The 17,297-nt window shown below is 65.3% G+C and carries 17 protein-coding genes; 7 read left to right on the forward strand and 10 right to left on the reverse strand.

All coding sequences use genetic code 11. The features are described 5' to 3' along the window. Positions 1–95: 95 nt before the first annotated feature. Both AC1DWU_RS03855 and AC1DWU_RS03860 read left to right on the forward strand, forming a co-directional pair. Positions 96–1,163 (forward strand): hypothetical protein, encoded by a 1,068-nt coding sequence (locus tag AC1DWU_RS03855; RefSeq protein WP_477148648.1) that lies wholly within the window; start codon positions 96–98, stop codon positions 1,161–1,163. 47 nt (positions 1,164–1,210) lie between these two features. Next, positions 1,211–2,461 (forward strand): phage tail tip lysozyme, encoded by a 1,251-nt coding sequence (locus tag AC1DWU_RS03860; RefSeq protein ID WP_477148649.1) that lies wholly within the window; start codon positions 1,211–1,213, stop codon positions 2,459–2,461. On the opposite strand, the gene AC1DWU_RS03865 is transcribed toward AC1DWU_RS03860, so the two are convergent. The 7 genes from AC1DWU_RS03865 to AC1DWU_RS03895 all read right to left on the reverse strand — a co-directional run bounded on the left by AC1DWU_RS03865 (position 2,458) and on the right by AC1DWU_RS03895 (position 9,806). Further along, positions 2,458–3,531: an ABC transporter ATP-binding protein gene (locus tag AC1DWU_RS03865; protein WP_477148650.1), complete on the reverse strand. Its 1,074-nt coding sequence runs from the start codon at positions 3,529–3,531 to the stop codon at positions 2,458–2,460. The two genes, AC1DWU_RS03860 and AC1DWU_RS03865, sit on opposite strands and share 4 nt — an antisense overlap. Next, positions 3,531–4,610, reverse strand: coding sequence for a Gfo/Idh/MocA family protein (locus tag AC1DWU_RS03870; protein WP_477148651.1), 1,080 nt, complete (start codon positions 4,608–4,610; stop codon positions 3,531–3,533). Before AC1DWU_RS03870 ends, AC1DWU_RS03865 begins: the two co-directional genes overlap by 1 nt. Further along, the gene (locus AC1DWU_RS03875; RefSeq protein WP_477148652.1) at positions 4,607–5,626 is read right to left on the reverse strand and encodes a Gfo/Idh/MocA family protein; all 1,020 of its coding nucleotides are present in this window, start codon (positions 5,624–5,626) and stop codon (positions 4,607–4,609) included. The genes AC1DWU_RS03870 and AC1DWU_RS03875 overlap by 4 nt, the downstream gene beginning before the upstream one ends. Before the next feature lie 153 nt (positions 5,627–5,779). Then, positions 5,780–6,673 (reverse strand): carbohydrate ABC transporter permease, encoded by an 894-nt coding sequence (locus tag AC1DWU_RS03880; protein ID WP_477148653.1) that lies wholly within the window; start codon positions 6,671–6,673, stop codon positions 5,780–5,782. After that, positions 6,663–7,592 carry a carbohydrate ABC transporter permease gene (locus AC1DWU_RS03885; protein ID WP_477149053.1) on the reverse strand — a complete coding sequence of 310 codons (930 nt, stop codon included), beginning with the start codon at positions 7,590–7,592 and terminating at the stop codon, positions 6,663–6,665. The genes AC1DWU_RS03880 and AC1DWU_RS03885 overlap by 11 nt, the downstream gene beginning before the upstream one ends. 19 nt (positions 7,593–7,611) lie before the next feature. After that, positions 7,612–8,892 (reverse strand): ABC transporter substrate-binding protein, encoded by a 1,281-nt coding sequence (locus AC1DWU_RS03890; protein WP_477148654.1) that lies wholly within the window; start codon positions 8,890–8,892, stop codon positions 7,612–7,614. 233 nt (positions 8,893–9,125) lie between these two features. Next, positions 9,126–9,806: a TetR/AcrR family transcriptional regulator gene (locus tag AC1DWU_RS03895; RefSeq protein ID WP_477148655.1), complete on the reverse strand. Its 681-nt coding sequence runs from the start codon at positions 9,804–9,806 to the stop codon at positions 9,126–9,128. A 185-nt stretch (positions 9,807–9,991) separates the two neighbouring features. Here AC1DWU_RS03895 and AC1DWU_RS03900 point away from each other — a divergent pair, with 185 nt between their 5' ends. The 5 genes from AC1DWU_RS03900 (at position 9,992) to denD (ending at position 15,051) form a co-directional block, all read left to right on the forward strand. Continuing rightward, positions 9,992–11,146, forward strand: coding sequence for a Gfo/Idh/MocA family protein (locus AC1DWU_RS03900; RefSeq protein ID WP_477148656.1), 1,155 nt, complete (start codon positions 9,992–9,994; stop codon positions 11,144–11,146). A 1-nt stretch (position 11,147) separates the two neighbouring features. Further along, positions 11,148–12,311 carry a dihydrodipicolinate synthase family protein gene (locus AC1DWU_RS03905; protein ID WP_477148657.1) on the forward strand — a complete coding sequence of 388 codons (1,164 nt, stop codon included), beginning with the start codon at positions 11,148–11,150 and terminating at the stop codon, positions 12,309–12,311. After that, a complete protein-coding gene (locus AC1DWU_RS03910) occupies positions 12,311–13,135 on the forward strand; it encodes a sugar phosphate isomerase/epimerase family protein (protein ID WP_477148658.1) in 825 nt (274 codons plus the stop codon). Before AC1DWU_RS03905 ends, AC1DWU_RS03910 begins: the two co-directional genes overlap by 1 nt. 89 nt (positions 13,136–13,224) lie before the next feature. Then, entirely contained in the window at positions 13,225–13,977 is a 753-nt protein-coding gene (locus AC1DWU_RS03915; protein WP_477148659.1) for an SDR family NAD(P)-dependent oxidoreductase, read from the forward strand. 87 nt (positions 13,978–14,064) lie between these two features. Continuing rightward, positions 14,065–15,051, forward strand: coding sequence for a D-erythronate dehydrogenase (gene denD, locus AC1DWU_RS03920; RefSeq protein ID WP_477148660.1), 987 nt, complete (start codon positions 14,065–14,067; stop codon positions 15,049–15,051). A gap of 3 nt (positions 15,052–15,054) precedes the next feature. Here the strand turns inward: denD and AC1DWU_RS03925 are convergent, their stop codons facing one another. From AC1DWU_RS03925 to AC1DWU_RS03935, 3 genes are all read right to left on the reverse strand, one after another. After that, positions 15,055–15,414: a hypothetical protein gene (locus tag AC1DWU_RS03925; RefSeq protein WP_477148661.1), complete on the reverse strand. Its 360-nt coding sequence runs from the start codon at positions 15,412–15,414 to the stop codon at positions 15,055–15,057. A gap of 163 nt (positions 15,415–15,577) precedes the next feature. Next, the gene (locus tag AC1DWU_RS03930) at positions 15,578–16,099 is read right to left on the reverse strand and encodes a GNAT family N-acetyltransferase (protein WP_477148662.1); all 522 of its coding nucleotides are present in this window, start codon (positions 16,097–16,099) and stop codon (positions 15,578–15,580) included. Further along, complete coding sequence (locus tag AC1DWU_RS03935) at positions 16,096–17,007, reverse strand: acetamidase/formamidase family protein (protein ID WP_477148663.1); 912 nt, start codon at positions 17,005–17,007, stop codon at positions 16,096–16,098. The genes AC1DWU_RS03930 and AC1DWU_RS03935 overlap by 4 nt, the downstream gene beginning before the upstream one ends. Positions 17,008–17,297: the final 290 nt, after the last annotated feature.

Here is a 17,297-nt window from a genome sequence, read left to right on the forward strand (position 1 = left end):
TAGTCTCCCCAACGTTACGTCCGCAGGCGGCGTGATACCTCTTTCTCGGCGGCGCCGATCTTGTTGTTGGTGCCTCGGGGGCAGGGCGTTTCATCATGGCGGCGTTGAATTCAGCGCGTCGGCACATCGCCGGCGCAGGCATCGTTGCGCGTGCGTTTGCGGCCGCGCTGGTGATCCTCGTAGCAGCGTGTTCTTCGCTGACGCCGCGCGTGGTTTCGCCCAAGCTTGACGGCAGGGCCGTCGCGACCAGCGTGTCCGAGCACAAGATACTGATCGAGGCGCTGCGCGCCGACGCGGATGTCCTCGGCTATGGCGGCTCCGACTGGTACGAAGTGGCGCTCGCCGGCTTCAACTATGTCGACGACGAATGCGCGGTCTATTTCGACTCGCTGTTCGCCTTCAACCGCCGGACGGCGGCGATCAAGTCGGGGCTCAACGCCTTCGACCAGACCACCAGCGCGATCCTCCAGATCACCGGAACGGCGAGCGTCACCATGGGCGTGATCGCCCAGGCCTTCGGCCTCGCCGGCAGCATGACCGATGTGGTCGCGGGCACGTTCCTCTACGAGCTGCCGCCGGCCAACACGCAGAAGTTCGTGCAGAAGACCATGGCCGCCTACAAGCAGGCCGCCGACGACAAGCGGGGCACCATCAATAGCCCCGCCTCGGCCTACAGCGCGGTCCGCGGCTACCTCAACATGTGCCTGCCGGTGACCATCGAAGGCCAGCTCATCGAACACATCAGCGACAGCGTCGCGGAGCCGAAAGCCGGCCGGACCGGCACCAATATCGAGGTGAGCGTCCGCTCTGCCGGCCCTGCCGACGTGCTCGCAAACGCCGATATCCGGCTACCCGGTGTTGTCACGCCACCTGCCGAAGCGCCTGGCCTCAACGCCTACGAGAAGCTGGTGCGGCGCGGGCAGTGGGAGGCCGTGCAACTCGCGATCTGCGCTGAGGTCGACGGAAACCCCGGGTCGGCGACGCACGAGGCGATGGCCGAGTTCTTCGACGGCTATGGCGAGCCCGACCCGGAAATCACCACACGCGGAATCGGGCCAGTGCAGATGGACGCGCTGCGCAAGGCGGTACGGGAGGCGAACGGTCAATCCTGCGCCGACCGTCAGGTCGCCAACGCCCGGGAAGCCGGCGCGCTCGTCAAGTGATCCAGCCGCCGGCGGCGCGCCGGCATTCAACATCCCAGGAGGTCGTCATGGCGGTACTAAAGGACACGCGCACCTTGCGTGACGCACCCAATGGTGCGGAGGTCATGCAGGTTCCCGGTGGCACCCGCGTCACCGTCGGCAACACGCACAGTGCCTGGCTCGAGGTCACGCTGATCGACCTGCCGGGAACGCCCAAGGGTTGGGTCAGCGCCGCGGCTGTCGATCAGGCGGCCGACACGCTGGGCCCGCTCGACAAGCAGCTCTTCGCGCTCGAGTGCCATTGGCAGGCGCTGCTTTTCGGCGTCAGCGCCCACTACATTGCCGCCGTCGCGGCGCTGCGCACCAACATCACCGATGGTGCCTCCGCTGGCGGCGGAACAGGACCCTACGCCTTCTCGCCCGGCGAGTGGGCGCTCAGCAGCAAGCAGCCGCAATTCATGCTGGACGCCACGCCTCAGGCAATCGGTTCATGGAGCCTGCAGGTCGCCGTATTCGCCATAACCGCGCGCCTCGCGCAGCAGCGGTTTGCGGCCCTGCTCGGTAGCCAGCCGACCGCTGCCGAGCTCTATTTCTCTCAGCTGGTAGGCAGCAAGGCGGCTGTCGCAGCGCTGCAGGATCGGAAGGCCAAGCTCGCCGACATCGTCTCGGCCATCGATCTCGCGTCCGCAAACGGCGACGGCATCGACGTCGCCAACCTCGCCACACGTGACGCGGCGCTGCTCGGCACCGGCAGCGTCGAAGCGGCGCTGAAGGCGATATCGACGGCGCTGACGGCTGCGCTCGAGGCGACGAAGCCCTTCGTCCTGACCGCCGGCGACCAGCTGATCGACGACACGGCCACCGCCATGCTGCCCGATGGCGCAGTCAGCGGCCGGATCAATTTCGACTCTCCCGAAGTCCCGGCCGCCCGCCGCGATATGGCCAAGCTCATCGCACTGCGCTTCGCCGAGGCCGGCTATGGCGTCATCCAGCAGATCGCGGCGATCGCCAACGCCATCGGCGAATCCGGGCTCAAGCCCGACATCAAGTCGGCTGGCAGCGAGCAGAGCTATGGCCTGTTCCAGCTCAATCTCAAGGGCGTCGGCCATGGCCACGATCCGGCCGAGCTGATCGATCCCGAGCGCAACATCGCGATCATGTTGGCCTACATCGCGACGCTCTCGGCCAACGCTGCATTCAGCGCCACGGCGTCGCTGCACGACGCAGTCGCGATCTTCGTGCGCGATTTCGAGCGGCCGGCGGACTCGGCCGGCGCCATCGCCAAGCGGAGCGCCATCGCCCAGACCCTGTTGGTCTAGATTGCTCGCCCGTCCTTGCCGAACACGTGGTACCGCGCGGGGTCCACGTAGGCCGTCAGCGTCGAGCCCAGCTCCACCGGCCGCTGTCCGTCCACGGCGATGATCATCGCCTGCCCATCGGCGGTCGTCGCGTAGACCATGGTCTGCCCACCCAGCTGCTCCACCAGGTCGACCTTCACATTGGCCAGTTGCACGCCCGAGCCTTCGGTGATGCCGATATGCTCGGGCCGCACCCCGAAGGTCACCGCATCGCCGGCATCGACCTTGCGGTTCACCACAATCTCGCTGCCACCGGTTCGGAGCTTGGCCCCGGCGCCGTCGGCGCTTTCCACCTTGGCCTCGAGGAAGTTCATCTTCGGCGAGCCGATGAAACCGGCGACAAAGCGGTTCTTCGGGTGGTTGTATAGCTCGAGCGGCGCGCCAACCTGCTCGATGACCCCGGCCTGCAGCACCACGATCTTGTCGGCCATGGTCATCGCCTCGACCTGGTCATGGGTCACGTAGATCATGGTGTTGCCGAGGTCGTTGTGGAGTTTTGCGATCTCCACCCGCATCTGCACGCGCAACTCGGCATCGAGGTTCGATAGCGGCTCGTCGAACAGGAAGATCCGCGGCTCGCGCACAATCGCCCGCCCGATGGCGACGCGCTGGCGCTGCCCGCCGGAGAGCTGCTTCGGCTTCCGTTTCAGCAGCGGCTCGATCCGCAAGATCTCTGCCGCCCGCTGCACCCGCTTGGCGATCTCGGCCTTAGGCAACCGCGCTGTCTCCAGCCCGAACGCCAGGTTCTGGTACACCGACATATGCGGGTAGAGGGCGTAGCTCTGGAACACCATGGCGATGCCGCGCTTGGCCGCCGGCACCTCATTCATCCTATCGCCGTCGATCAACAGGCTCCCGCCCGAGATCGGCTCCAGCCCGGCGATCATCCGCAGCAGGGTGGACTTGCCGCAGCCCGAAGGCCCGACGAACACGGTGAACTCACCCGGCTCGATGTTGAGGTCGATGCCGTGGATCACCTCCACGTCGCCATAACGCTTCTCGACCTGCTGCAGCACCACACTCGTCGACATCACACGAACTCCTTGGGCAGCCAGCTGCGGTATTTCGGATGGGTCGCGGTCACGGGGAAGCTTACCTCCTCGTGCGTCTCGGACGAATGGTAGAATGCGGTGACGATCTCGAGCGCCCGGCGGGAATCGCTCGATGTCACCGGCATCGGCGCCAGCCCCTCCAGCGCATCCCAGAAGCGGCGCATCTGCGTGGCAAAGCGCGACGGCACGTCCTGCCAGTCGGCCAGCAGCGCATCGATCTTCGCCTTGGTCTCATCGTTCCGCGGCAGGATCTTCCACGGCAGCTTGCCCGGGTTGTAAGCCTCGTGGTCGCTCTCGAAGGTCACGTTCTCGAACGCCAGCCGGATGCGGCTGATCTCGTCGGCCGAGCCGAGCGTCGCCGTGAAGCTTGCGAGCGCTCCCGACTCCATCTCCAGCGAAGCCGAAATGCAGTCCTCGACCTCGATATTGTTCACCCGCGTCGCCACCCGGCCGAACAGGCTCTTTGGCTCGCCCATCAGGTAGGTGAAGATGTCGTGCGGATGGATCGCATGCGTCATCAGCACGCCGCCGAGTTCGGTCTTCCATTTGCCGCGCCACGGCACCGCATAATAGTCGGGCCCGCGCCGCCACAGCGTCTCGACTGTGCCTACATAGGGCTTGCCCGCGATGCCGGCGTCGATGATGCGCTTCACCTGCTCGATGCCGTTGCCGTAGCGATACTGGAACACCGGCATCAGCTTGCCGCGACTCTGCTTTTCCAGCGCGATGATCTCGTCGACCTCGGCGAGCGAGCCGACCAGTGGCTTCTCGCAGATCACGTGCTTGCCGGCCTTCAGCGCCGCCACGACCATTGGGTAATGCACCATCGGCGGGGTGCAGACGTCGATGATGTCGAGGTCGTCCATCGCCAGGAGGTCGTCGAACTTCTCCACCCGGCGCTCGATGCCGAACTCGTCGGCCAGCCCGTCGCGGCGACCCGCATCGAGATCGCAGATCGCGATGACCTTGAAGCGGTCCTTGTTGTTCTCGTAGCCCTCGACGATGTGGCTCTTGCCGATGCCGCCGCCGACGACGGCGACCGTGTAAATCCTGCTCATTGCGCCCACACCGTTCCGCGCTCGGCCATCGCCTGCGCCGTCAAAGCCAGTTCCATCGCCTTGAAGGCGCGCACCTGCAGCATCGCCGTTTCAGTGCGGTTCAACACATCAGCGATCAGCTGCCGCCCATAGGGCAGGTCCTGCGCCGAGCAGTCGATATGCTGCGTGCCGTTTTTGTCGACGAGGAACAGGTGGTCGGTCCCTGGCCGCCCGGCGATGTCGATGTACTTCCGGCACTCGATGTAGCCCTCGGTGCCCAAGATGGTCAGCCGCCCGTCGCCCCAAGTCGGCAGCCCTGCCGGAGTGAACCAGTCCACCCGTACATAGCCGGTGGTGGTCGGGGTCTTGAGGTGCATGTCGCCCACGTCCTGCAGCCCGGGCTTCCCAGGATTGCCGCGGTTGTTCACCGAAGCCGAAACCACTTCGGCCTCGGTGTCGGTGCCCGAGAAGAACAGGAACTGCTCGCACTGGTGGCTCCCGATATCGCAGAGGATGCCGCCATAGCGCTTCCGATCGAAGAACCAGTCCGGCCGCTGGTTGTTGCGGATGGCATGCGGCCCAAGCCCCACGGTGTTGATCACCTGGCCGATCGCGCCCGCCTGCACCAGTTCGCCGGCCTTCACCGTCGAGCGGGTCTCGAAATGCTCGGAATAGCAAACGGAATAGATCTGCCCGGTCTCGGCCTGCACCTTCTTGATCTCAGCGAGCTGCGCGAGGCTCGTCATCCCCGGCTTGTCGCTCATCACGTCCTTGCCGTGCCGCATCGCCGCTATCGAAATTGCCGCGCGCTCACTCAGGATCGCTGCGGTCAGCACCATTGCGATCGACGGGTCCTCGAGAATGGCCCGCTGGTCGGCAACGCGCCTCGCCTGCGGGAACTTCTCGCTGAACTGCGCCGCGAGATCATCCTCGGGCGAGTGGAAAGCCACCAGCTCCGCGCCCTCGCGCAACAGCAGGTTCACCTGGCCGTAGATATGGGAATGGTTGAGGCCAATGGCCGCGAATTTGATGGTCATGGTGGTCCGTCTGTCGTCGTTACAGATTTCCCACCGGCGTCATCCCCGCGAAAGCGGGGACCCAGTGGGATGGCTCGGCGGCGGCGATTGCTGTGGCATCGCACTGGGTTCCCGCTTTCGCGGGAATGACCCCGGTGGTTGAGGAGGCAAGGCTCACCGCTTCATCCCCGTCGTCGCGATGCCCTCGATCAGCAGCCGCTGGAAGAACAGGAAGAACAGGAAGATCGGCACGAGGCTCAGCACGCTCATCGCGAACAGTCCGCCGAAGTCGCTTTCGCCGGTCGAGTCGGTGAACGTCCGCAGCCCCAGCATCACGGTGTATTGCTTCATTTCGTTGAGGTAGATCAGCGGCCCGAAGAAATCGTCCCACGTCCAGATGAAGGTGAAGATGGCGGCCGTCGCCAGCACCGGCATCGACAGTGGCAGCATGATCTTCCAGTAGATGCGCCAGGCCGAGCAGCCGTCCATCATCGCCGCCTCGTCCAATTCCCTAGGGATGCCGCGGAAGAACTGCACCATCAGGAAGATGAAGAAGCCGTCGACCGCGAGGAACTTCGGCGCCACCAGCGGCAGCACCGTGTCGACCCAGCCGATCGAGCGGAACAGCACATATTGCGGGATCAGTGTCACCTGGCTGGGCAGCATCAGCGTCATCAGCATCATGGCGAACCAGAAGGTCCGGCCCTTGAACTGCAGCCGGGCGAAGGCGAACGCCGCCATCGAGCAGGCGATCAGGTTGCCGCAAACGCAGAGGATCGCAATCACCAGCGAGTTGGCAAAGAAGGTCCCGAACGAAACGCGCAGCCCGTGCCAGCCGCGGAAATAGGAGTCGAGGCTCCACTCGCTCGGCCACAAGGTGGTAGCGTTGAAGATCTCGTTCTCCGGCCGGAACGAGGCCGACAGCAGCCAGAGCAGGGGATAAAGCATCAGGATCGACGCGCAGATCAGCAGCGCATGGGCGAGCAGGCTCAGCGCCCGCTTGCGCCAGAGCCTTGCCGGGCTCACCTCGCCCGTCACCACTGTCAGCCGGTGCACATCAGTCGTCATAGTGCACCCAGTATTTCGAGGTCAGGAACGAGAAGGCGGTGAAGATCGCGACGATCAGCAGCAGCACCCAGGCCAGCGCCGAGGCGTAGCCCATGCGGAAGAAGCCGAACGCCTCCTGGTAGAGATAGAGCGTGTAGAACAGCGTCGAGTTGATCGGATTGCCGGTGCCGCCCGAGATGATGAAGGCCGGTGTGAAGCTCTTGAAGCCCTCGATGGTCTGGATGATGCCGTTGAAGAACACCACCGGGGTCAGCATCGGCAGGGTGATCTTCCAGAACACCCGCCACTTGCTGGCGCCCTCGAGGCTCGCCGCCTCATACATGTCCTGCGGGATCGAGCGCAGGCCGGCGAGGAAGATGATCATCGGCGAGCCGAACTGCCAGATCGCCAGGATGATCAGCGTCCACAGCGAGTAGTTGGGGTTGGAAATCCAGCTCGGCCCATGGATGCCGAACAGCAGCAGGAACTGGTTGACCAGCCCGTCGCCGGAGAAAATCTGGCGCCACAGGATGGCAATGGCGACCGAGGCGCCGAGCAGGCTCGGCAGGTAGAACATGGCGCGATAGATCGGCAGGCCGCGCATGCCGCGATTGAGCAGCAGCGCCACGCACAGCGCGAAGGCCAGCTTCAGCGGCACCGAGAAGACCACGAAGAACAGCGTCACCTTCATCGAGGCGGCGAATTTCGGGTCCGCGGTGAACATGCGGATGTAGTTGTCGGCGCCCACCCATTCCGGTGCGGTCAGCAGGTCGAAATTGGTGAAGCTGAGATAGAACGAGGTGATGATCGGCCCGATGGTCAGGCAGAGAAAGCCGATGAACCAGGGCAGGAGGAAGAGGTAGCCGGGGGCGTGGTTCTGCCACACCCGCGACCACCAGGATTGGACCGCGCGCTCCACTTTGGGAGTATCGGCCTCCATGGCACGCGCGGTCATAGTATCAGGCCGCCCGGCTCAGAATGTCCGTGGCGCCCTTGACCAGCTCGGGGCCAGCGGCTTCCGGGGTCTTGGCGCCGAAGGCGACTTCCTGGCTCAGGGTGCGGAACAGCGAACTGTCGATCTCGCCTGCCGCGGCGGGCGGGGAGGGCGGCAGCTTGCCGAGCAGCGGCCCGAGGTTCGAGACGAAGTTGAGCGCAATCTGGCTCTGCTCGTCCAGCGTCGGGGCAAGGTTCTCGCGCACGGCCTTCGAGCACGGAATGCCGCGCTCGACGCCAAGCACCAGGCTCGCGTCCTTGTCGGTGACGAAGAAGTTCAGGAACTTCGCCGCGGCTTCCTTCTGTGCCGAGGTGCCGCCGATGGAGAAGAACATTGAAGGCTTGCGGTAGTGGCCGCCAGGCGCATCGGCTGCGATGCGGGGGAAGTTCGAGATGGTGATCTTGTCCTTGTTGATCGCCTGGAAGGCCACCAGCTGGTTGGAGTTGGACGGGATGACCGCCGCCTTGCCGAGCGTCAGCATGGTGGTCTCGAGCGGACCGGTGTCGAGCGCCTGGTCGTCCGGGCTGACGCAGATGCCGTCGTCGCGGAGGCCCTTCCACATGGTGAACCACTCGGTGGCGTCCGCTTCGTCGAAGGCGAGCTTGCCGTCGGCGGTGTAGAGCGCCTTGCCCTTCTGGCGCAGCCAGTTCTCGTACATCGGTTCGGAGCCAGAACCGTCGCCGATCACCTTCGTGCCGACGTTCTTGGAGTTGAACGCCTCGCCCATCTTGCGGATGTCGTCATAGGTGGTGGTGGGGCCGGGCAGTTCCACGCCGGCCTTCTCGAAGGCGGCCGTGTTGATCATCAGGGCCACGGAGTTGGCGCCGAGGCTGATGCCATAGAGCTTGCCGTCGACCTTGCCGCCGTCAAGCTGGTCCTGGTCGAAATCGGCCAGTTGCAGCGCGCCGCCAACGAACTCGTCGAGCGGGGCGATGGCGTTCCGCTTGGCGTATTCGACGATGTAGCGGTAGTCCATCTGGATGATGTCGGGGGCGTTGCCGCCGGCGGTCTGGGTCGCCAGCTTCGGCCAATAATCGTTCCAGGCGAGGAACTCGCCTTCGATCGCCGGGCCGCCGGCCTTGGCATAGAGGTCCGTTACCCCATAGGTGCGGTCGGCGCGGGCCTGGCCGCCCCAGAAGATCAGGCGCAGCGCGGTGTCCTGCGCCAGCACCGGCGACATGCCGGCGCCGACGAGCAGCGCCGTCGTTCCCATCAGAAACTGACGTCTGTCGAGTGAAATAGTCATCGATGTTCCTCCCATCTAGCTTCTCCGGGCAGCGGCGCTGTCCCGAAACCTCCAGCGCTCTTGGTGGCGCTAAATAACTAACTGGTTACAACCATGGGCCGGGACGTGCGACCTGTCAAGCGGCCAGGGACTGGCAGAAGTTCATGGTCTACGGTTGGACTATTGCTGCACTCGGGCCGGTCGTTTGCATGGATTTATGGGCAAGCCGGGGCAGCGGGGCTGCCGAACAGTGCTCAGCGGCGGGTCCGGAGGTAGTCTACCACCATCTGCACGGCCTGCGCTTCACGATCCTGGATCAGCGCGAACTGGCTGAGGTCCTTGCCGAAAACCACCGACAGCGTCTGCATGTTCGAGACGTAGAAGTAGCAGAGCGAAATGATCGAGATGTAGAGCTGCATCGGATCGACGTCGGTGCGGAAGATGCCCTGCTCATGCCCGCGCTTTACGATCTCGTGCAACTCGCCGACGATGGGCGAGCGGATCTCGTCGAGGTTCTTTATCTTTTTGACAAACCTCGCATTTTGCAGGTTTTCCACAGACAGCAGGCGGGGGAACCAGGGGTTGGCTAGGAAGTGGCGGAAGGTGAATCGGATAACCCGGTCAATTGCTTCCACCGGATCATACTGGCCGATCCGCAGCTCGCGCTCGCCGCGCCGGATCTCCTGGTAGGCGTCGAGCAGCACCGCCTCGTACAGCGCTTCCTTGTTGCCGAAATAGTGGTAGAGCAGCCGCTTGTTGGCCTTGGCCCGGTCGGCGATGGCGTCCACCCGCGCGCCGTTGAAGCCTTGCTCGCAGAACTCGTCGCGAGCCGCCTTGAGGATCGACGCCTTGGTCTTTTCGGCATCGCGCGGACGCACCGGCGCGGGCGTGGCGGTACGCCGCCGAACCTTCACCGCTGCCCCGTCGCTCGCCATAAATCCTCTCCCGCGCCGTTGCGGTCATACTGTCCGGACTGAACAGGCCGGTTCGTCACCAGCACTCGAACCGAACGAAAATCGTTCTTTCGTTCAAGCCCCCGCAGCCGTACTTGACGCTCCATCCTAGCGACGTGTATCTAAGTAACCAAGCAGTTACAAACAAGTCTGACAAGGAGGTTGCGATGGCCGAGCGGCGGCTGGGGCTGATCATGCATGGCGTGACCGGCCGGATGGGCTACAACCAGCACCTGGTGCGTTCGATCCTGGCGATCCGCGACCAGGGCGGCATTGCCCTCTCGAACGGCGACCGGCTGGTCGTCGATCCGATCATCGTCGGCCGGGATCGCGAGAAGATTCAACGGCTTGCCGAAAAGCACCAGATCAAGCGCTGGTCGACCAACCTCGACGAAGTGCTTGGTGACACCGAAGACGAAGTGTTCTTCGACGCCGGCACCACCCAGATGCGCACCGAGCTGCTGAGTCGCGCCATCGACGCCGGCAAGCACGTCTATTGCGAGAAGCCGGTTTCCGACGATCTCGAGTCCGCTATCGCCTTGGCCAAGAAGGCGAAATCGTCGGGGGTCAAGCATGGCGTGGTGCAGGACAAGCTGTTTCTCCCGGGCCTCCTCAAGCTCAAGATGCTGAAGGATGCCGGCTTCTTCGGCCGCATCCTGTCGGTCCGCGGCGAGTTCGGCTACTGGGTGTTCGAGGGCGACTGGGGCCAGCCCGCACAGCGTCCGAGCTGGAACTATAGGAAGGCCGACGGCGGCGGCATCATCCTCGATATGCTGTGTCATTGGCGCTATGTGCTGGATAACCTCTTCGGCGAAGTCGAGGCGGTAAGCTGCCTCGGCGCCACGCATATTCCGTCGCGCGTCGACGAGAAGGGCACCACCTACACCGCCGATGCGGACGACGCGGCCTATGCCACGTTCCAGCTTGCCGGCGGCGTCGTCGCTCACATCAATTCCAGCTGGGACGTCCGCGTCCGCCGCGATGATCTCGTGACTTTCCAGGTAGATGGCACCCACGGGTCAGCCGTCGCCGGCCTCCACAAGTGCTTCAGCCAGCACCGGGTCAACACCCCCAAGCCCGTGTGGAACCCCGACCAGCCGCAGACCATCGACTTCTTCCAGAACTGGGAAGAAGTGCCCGACAACTGGCCGGCCCAGAACGGCTTCAAGGCGCAGTGGGAGATGTTCCTCAAGCACGTCGCTGAGGATGCCCCCTGGCCCTACGGCCTCGAAGCCGGCGCCAAGGGCGTGCAGCTCGCGATGCTCGGGCTGCAAAGCTGGAAGGAACGCCGCTGGCTGGACGTCCCAGCACTGGGGATCTGAGATGGAAATCTCGCTCCCCAACCCCGACCGCAGCATCACCGCCTATCGCCTGAGCGGCACGCCGATTCCGTTCGAGAAGCACGCCGCCAGCGATTTCCCGCGCATCGCCTACGCCGCAGCCCACGTCGTCGCCGACCCGCTCGCCTCCAACGATCCGTGGCTCACTCCCGCCATCGACTGGGACACCACGCTCAAATTCCGTCACCGCCTGTGGGATCTCGGGCTCGGCGTCGCCGAAGCGATGGACACGGCGCAGCGCGGCATGGGTCTCGGTTGGGCCGAAGCGCAGGAGCTGATCCGCCGCGCCCAGGCCGAAGCCCGCACCCGCCCGGACGCGCTGATCGCCTACGGCGCCGGCACCGACCACCTGATGCCCGGCCCGGATGTCAGCATCGACGACATCATCCGCGCCTACGAAGAGCAGGTCGGCTTCGTCGAAGGGCAGGGGGGTCGCATCATCCTGATGGCGTCGCGCGCCCTCGCCGTCGCCGCCAAGTCGCCCGATGACTACGTCCGTGTCTACGGCCGTATCCTCAGCCAGGTGAAACAGCCTGTGATCCTCCACTGGCTTGGCGAAATGTTCGATCCGGCGCTCGCTGGATATTGGGGGCAGCCCACGCACGAAGCGGCCATGGATGTCTGCCTCGACGTCATCGCCGCCCATGCCGACAAGGTCGACGGCATCAAGATCTCCCTGCTGAGCAAGGAGAAAGAGATCGCCATGCGCCGCCGCCTGCCGGCGAGCGTCCGCATGTACACCGGCGACGACTTCAACTATGCCGAGCTGATCGCCGGCGACGCCGAGGGCCATTCCGACGCGCTGCTCGGCATCTTCGACGCCATCGCCCCGGCCGCCTCGGCGGCTCTCGCTGCCCTGGGCCGTGGCAGCGACAACGAGTTCTTCGAGCTGCTCGAGCCCACCGTGCCGCTTAGCCGCCATATCTTCGCGGCGCCCACCCGCTTCTACAAGACGGGTGTGGTTTTCCTCGCTTATCTCAACGGGTTACAGGATCATTTCACGATGATCGGCGGCCAGCAATCGACCCGCTCGTTGCAGCATTTGAGCGAGCTGTTCCGGCTGGCGGACAAGGCCCGTGTGCTGGCGGATCCGTCGCTTGCAGTGGATCGGATGAAGCGGGTGCTCGCCGTGCACGGGATTGCCTGATGGCCGACCGCCAGCTCTCCATGAACCTCGCCACCCTGCGGAACGGCAGCACCTTCCCGCAGATGATTGACGACTGCCTCCGCCACAACGTCACCGCCATCTCGCCCTGGCGCGACCAGGTCGCATCCGTCGGCCTCGCCGAAGCCGCCCGCATCGTCAAAGCCAACAACCTCCGCGTCACCGGCCTCTGCCGCGGCGGTATGTTCCCTGCCGACACGCAGGCCGGCCGCCAGGCAAACATCGACGACAACCTCCGCGCCATCGACGAAGCCGCCGCTCTCGGCGCCGACTGTCTCGTGCTCGTCGTCGGCGGCCTCCCGGGCTCATCCAAGGACATCGCCGGCGCCCGTCAGATGGTCACCGACGGCATCGCGGCGATGCTCCCGCACGCCCGTGCCTCCGGTGTGCCGCTCGCCATCGAGCCGCTGCACCCGATGTATGCGGCCGACCGGGCCTGCGTGAACACCATCGACCAGGCGCTCGATATCTCCGCCCAGCTCGGCGAAGGCGTCGGCGTCGCCATCGATGTCTACCACGTCTGGTGGGACCCAAACCTTGCCGCCGCCATCGCCCGCGCCGGCCGCGAGAACCGGATCTTCGCCCACCACATCTGCGACTGGCTGGTCCCCACCACCGACATGCTGCTCGACCGCGGCATGATGGGCGACGGCGTGATCGACCTCAAAGCCATCCGCGCCATGATCGAAGCCGCCGGCTATCACGGCCCCCAGGAAGTCGAGATCTTCAGCCGCGACAACTGGTGGAAGCGCCCCGGCGACGAGGTGGTCCGTACATGTGTCGAGCGGTTCGACACCGTCTGTTGACGCTCGAACGCACTGTTCGTCACACGCCGCCTTCCGTGCCACTCCGTAGCCCCTACATCCCATTGAGGAAGAGGCTACGGAGTAATGAAATGTCCTACGATTTCTCTGGCAAGGTCGCTCTCGTCACCGGTGGCGCATCGGGCATCGGCGAGGCCGTCGCCCTGCAACTGGCCGCCGGCGGCGCCAAGGTGGTGGTCGCCGATCTTAATGGTGACGGCGCCGCTGCCGTCGCGAAGAAGATCACCGACGGCGGCGGCACGGCCACCTCGGTGGTGGCCAACGTAGGCAAGGCTTCCGACGTTGAGGCGGCAGTGGAGGCGGCGACGAAGGCCTACGGTGGGCTGCACCTTGCGGTGAATAATGCCGGCATTGGCGGACCAATCGCCCCCACCGGCGAGTATCCGCTCGATGGCTGGGCCAAGGTCATCGACGTCAACCTCAACAGCGTGTTCTACGGCCTGCGCTACGAAATCCCGGCGATCCTCGCCTCGGGCGGCGGCGCCATCGTCAACATGGCCTCGATCCTCGGTGCCGTCGGCACGCAGGGCTCGCCCGCCTACGTCGCCACCAAGCACGCCGTGGTCGGCCTCACCAAGGCCGCCGCGCTCGAGTATGCCACCAAGGGCATCCGCATCACCGCGGTCGGTCCCGGCTATATCGACACGCCGCTCCTGGCGGGCGCCGATGCTGCCGCCAAGTCCCATCTCGTGTCGCTCCATCCGGTTGGCCGGCTCGGCAAGGCCGAGGAGGTCGCCGCGCTGACGGCGTTCCTGCTCTCCAGCGAGGCCTCGTTTATCACCGGCAGCTACCACCTGGTCGATGGCGGCTACGTTGCTCAGTAGCCCGCTCCGCCGGTCGGATTGAACCAAAAGCCGCCTTGCGCGTGCTGCCCCGAGCGGTAATCTCCCCGCTAAAATCGAGGAGACTCCATGCATATCCTGATCATCGGGGCGGCCGGCATGGTCGGCCGCAAGCTCACGTCCGCCTTGCTCAAGTCGCGGCAAGTGGGTGGCAAGGCCATCAGCAGGTTCACGCTCGCCGACGTCATCGAGCCGACCAAGGTCGACTTCTCCGGCGAAGTGACGGCGATCGCGTCCGACCTCTCCGCCCCCGGTGAAGCCACGAAGCTCATCGCCTCGCGCCCGGACCTGATCTTCCACCTCGCCGCGATCGTCTCAGGCGAAGCCGAGGCCGATTTCGACAAGGGCTACCGGATCAACATGGATGGCATGCGCTTCCTCCTCGAAGCCATCCGGCAGGAAGGCCTGAAGGCGCCCTACCTGCCGCGCCTCGTCTTCACCTCGTCAATCGCAGTGTTCGGCGCGCCCTTCCCCGAAGCCATCGGCGATGAGTTCTTCAACACCCCGCTCACCAGCTACGGCACGCAGAAGGCCATCTGCGAGCTGCTGCTCAACGACTACTCCCGCAAGGGCTTCGTCGACGGCGTCGGCATTCGCCTCCCCACCATCACCATCCGCCCCGGCAAGCCCAACGCCGCCGCCTCGGGCTTCTTCTCGAACATCCTGCGCGAGCCGCTGGTCGGCCAGGAAGCGGTGCTGCCGGTGTCCAAGGACGTGCGTCACTGGTTCGCCAGCCCGCGCGCCGCGATCGGGTTCCTCACGCACGCCGCCGAACTCGATACGACCAAGCTCGGCTGGCGCCGCACCCTGTCGGTGCCGGGCCTCTCGACCACGGTGGGCGAAGAAATCGAGGCGCTGCGCCGCGTCGCCGGCGACAAGGCCGTCAGCCTGATCAAGGACGTGCCGGATCCCAAGATCATCTCGATGGTCGCCGGCTGGCCGCGCAACTTCGACGCCAAGCGCGCCATCTCGCTGGGCTTCAAGGCCGAGTCGAGCTTTGACGAGATCATCCGCATCCACATCGAGGATGAGCTGGGCGGCAAGATCGGCGGCTAAATCTCAGAAGCGGCGCGTGCGGCTGATCATGGGCCAGCTGAGCCCGGGGACCAGCGGCGCGCGCCAGCTCACCACCAGCCCCATTCCATCGGCGACGATACTGGGATCGGCCGCGGGCCGGATGGTGTGGCGCTCCTCATCGAGCACCACGTCGCTGGCATAGCGCACCGCTATCGCCAGCCCGGCGTCACCCAGTCGCAGCGTCACCAGCTTGACCAGGTCGTTGTCGAGGGTGAAGGCGAAGGTGCTTTCACCGGGCCGCAGCTGGACCGGGCGGGGCGGCGCATCGGGCGCAACGCCCTCGGCGGCGGCCGACAGCGCCGCAAACTCAGCATCGGAGGGCAAGGCTTGCGGTGAGCTCATGCGCGAATGGCTCCAGGCACTGGACTTACTCGGTGATTCCGTCCCCGACAGTGGGAGGGTAGGTCCGCCGGGTGCTGGCGGGCAATGCACAATTGAGCGCATGCCCAGCTGCCCGTCCTCTGCATATGCCGCTACGTAGCAATACGGTCGGGCCGGCCGGCGATCAGCGACTGATCGCGTACATCAGGATCTCGCCGTCCTCGGGGTCGTGCCGCCGCCCCACCGACGAGAAGCCGCAGCGCTTCAGCACCGCTTGCGAGCCCACAAGCTCCGGCAGCGTCTCGGCCCGCACCGCTACAATCCGCGGGTCGCGAAAAGCCCTGATGACGAGCAGGTTCACGGCACCCGAGGCGTAGCCGCGAAGCTGCGCGGCCTCGACGATTGAGTAGCCGACTTCCACCGTTCTTGCTTCGTCGGGTGGTCCCTTGTAGCCGGCGCTGCCGACCAGCTGGCCGTTGCCGATCACATACCAGCTGCCGAAGCCCGGCTCGCCGGGGTTGTCGGCCAGCACCTTGCGAATCCAGGCCCGCGTCTCCGGCCCGTTGTAGGGCGGCGGCCAGCTTGCCGGCGGTTCGACGCCCAGGGCGGCGGCAAGCGCTGCACCGCTCTGCTCTTCGAGATCCAGCAACACCGGCGTCGCGGCGACAATCGATACGTTGCCGTTAGTTTCCTGCAGCCTGGTCACTTGCTCGGCAGCCACTTCTTGGGGATGCGGCAGATCATCGTGTAGGCCGGGTCGTAGACGTTGCCCACGTCGTAGCGCACCACCTGGCCCATCAGGTGGCTCGCAGCGGTCTTTGACAGCCCGTAGTCCGAGGTCAGCCAGTTGAACATGTCGTTGGTGGCGTGCTGCAGCGCCTGGTCGAGCGGCCGGGCGTTGCCCACCGAGAAGATATCCTCGGCGTTCTCGGCGCGCGGCCAAACCAGCTTCCGACCCTTTTCCACCGTCAGCCGGACCTTGACCTCGAAGCTGGTCTCGATGCCGGTGCCGACGATTTCGCCGTCACCCTGCACGGCGTGGCAATCGCCAAGGAAGAACAGTGCGCCCTCCACGGCTATCGGGAACCACACCGTCGCACCCGGGCCGAAGCGGCGACAATCCATGTTGCCGCCGTTCTCGGCGCTGGTGGCGGTGGAGAAGGCCTGGCCCATGCTCGGTGCCACGCCGAAGCAGCCGATCATCGGGTCGAGCGGCAGCACAAAATGCTCCAACCCCGCCACCGGGGGGTCGAGTTGCGCGGTGCCGGCTTGCCGGTCGATCGACCAGTAGGCGGCTTCCCGCGACGGCAGGTCCCGCACCGCTTCAGGGTCGACAACATTGGCGGAGAGTGACGAGCGGGTGAAACCGGTGGCCCGGTTCGGCGTCATCCGGACGATCTCGACCCTCAGCGCATCGCCGGGTGCGGCCCCTTCGATGAAGATCGGCCCGTTCATCGGGTTGGGCCCCGGCTGGCGATGCACGCCATCCTTGTCGAACCCCCACGCATCGAGCGTCTCGGTGATGACTGTGTCGCCCGACGCGACAGTGAAGGCAGGCGGGAGCGTGCCGAGCACGTTGTGCCATTCGGTGGGAACGAAGCGATGCGTGGTCATGGGCAAATTCCGGTGAGGCGATAAGGGGTAACGGGTCGTCAGGTTGTTGTCATCCATCCACCGCAAGAGAGGGGGTCGATGGAGGGCACGTTGGGAGGGGGCCGTCTCTATCTGCCTGCAAAGAAACTTATCCCCGCACTCCGCCCGTCTCCTATCTTTGCCCCACCTCGCCGATGCGAGGCGCTACGCGGCGTCGCGGGGAGGGTTCGGGCTGGTTGGGAGGCGTCCTGGCCAGGGTTTGGTGGAAGCGTCCGCTTTGCGCACCATCGAGCCAAAAGACCGTTCGCAAT

Source organism: Devosia sp. P2_G7 (assembly GCF_056403495.1).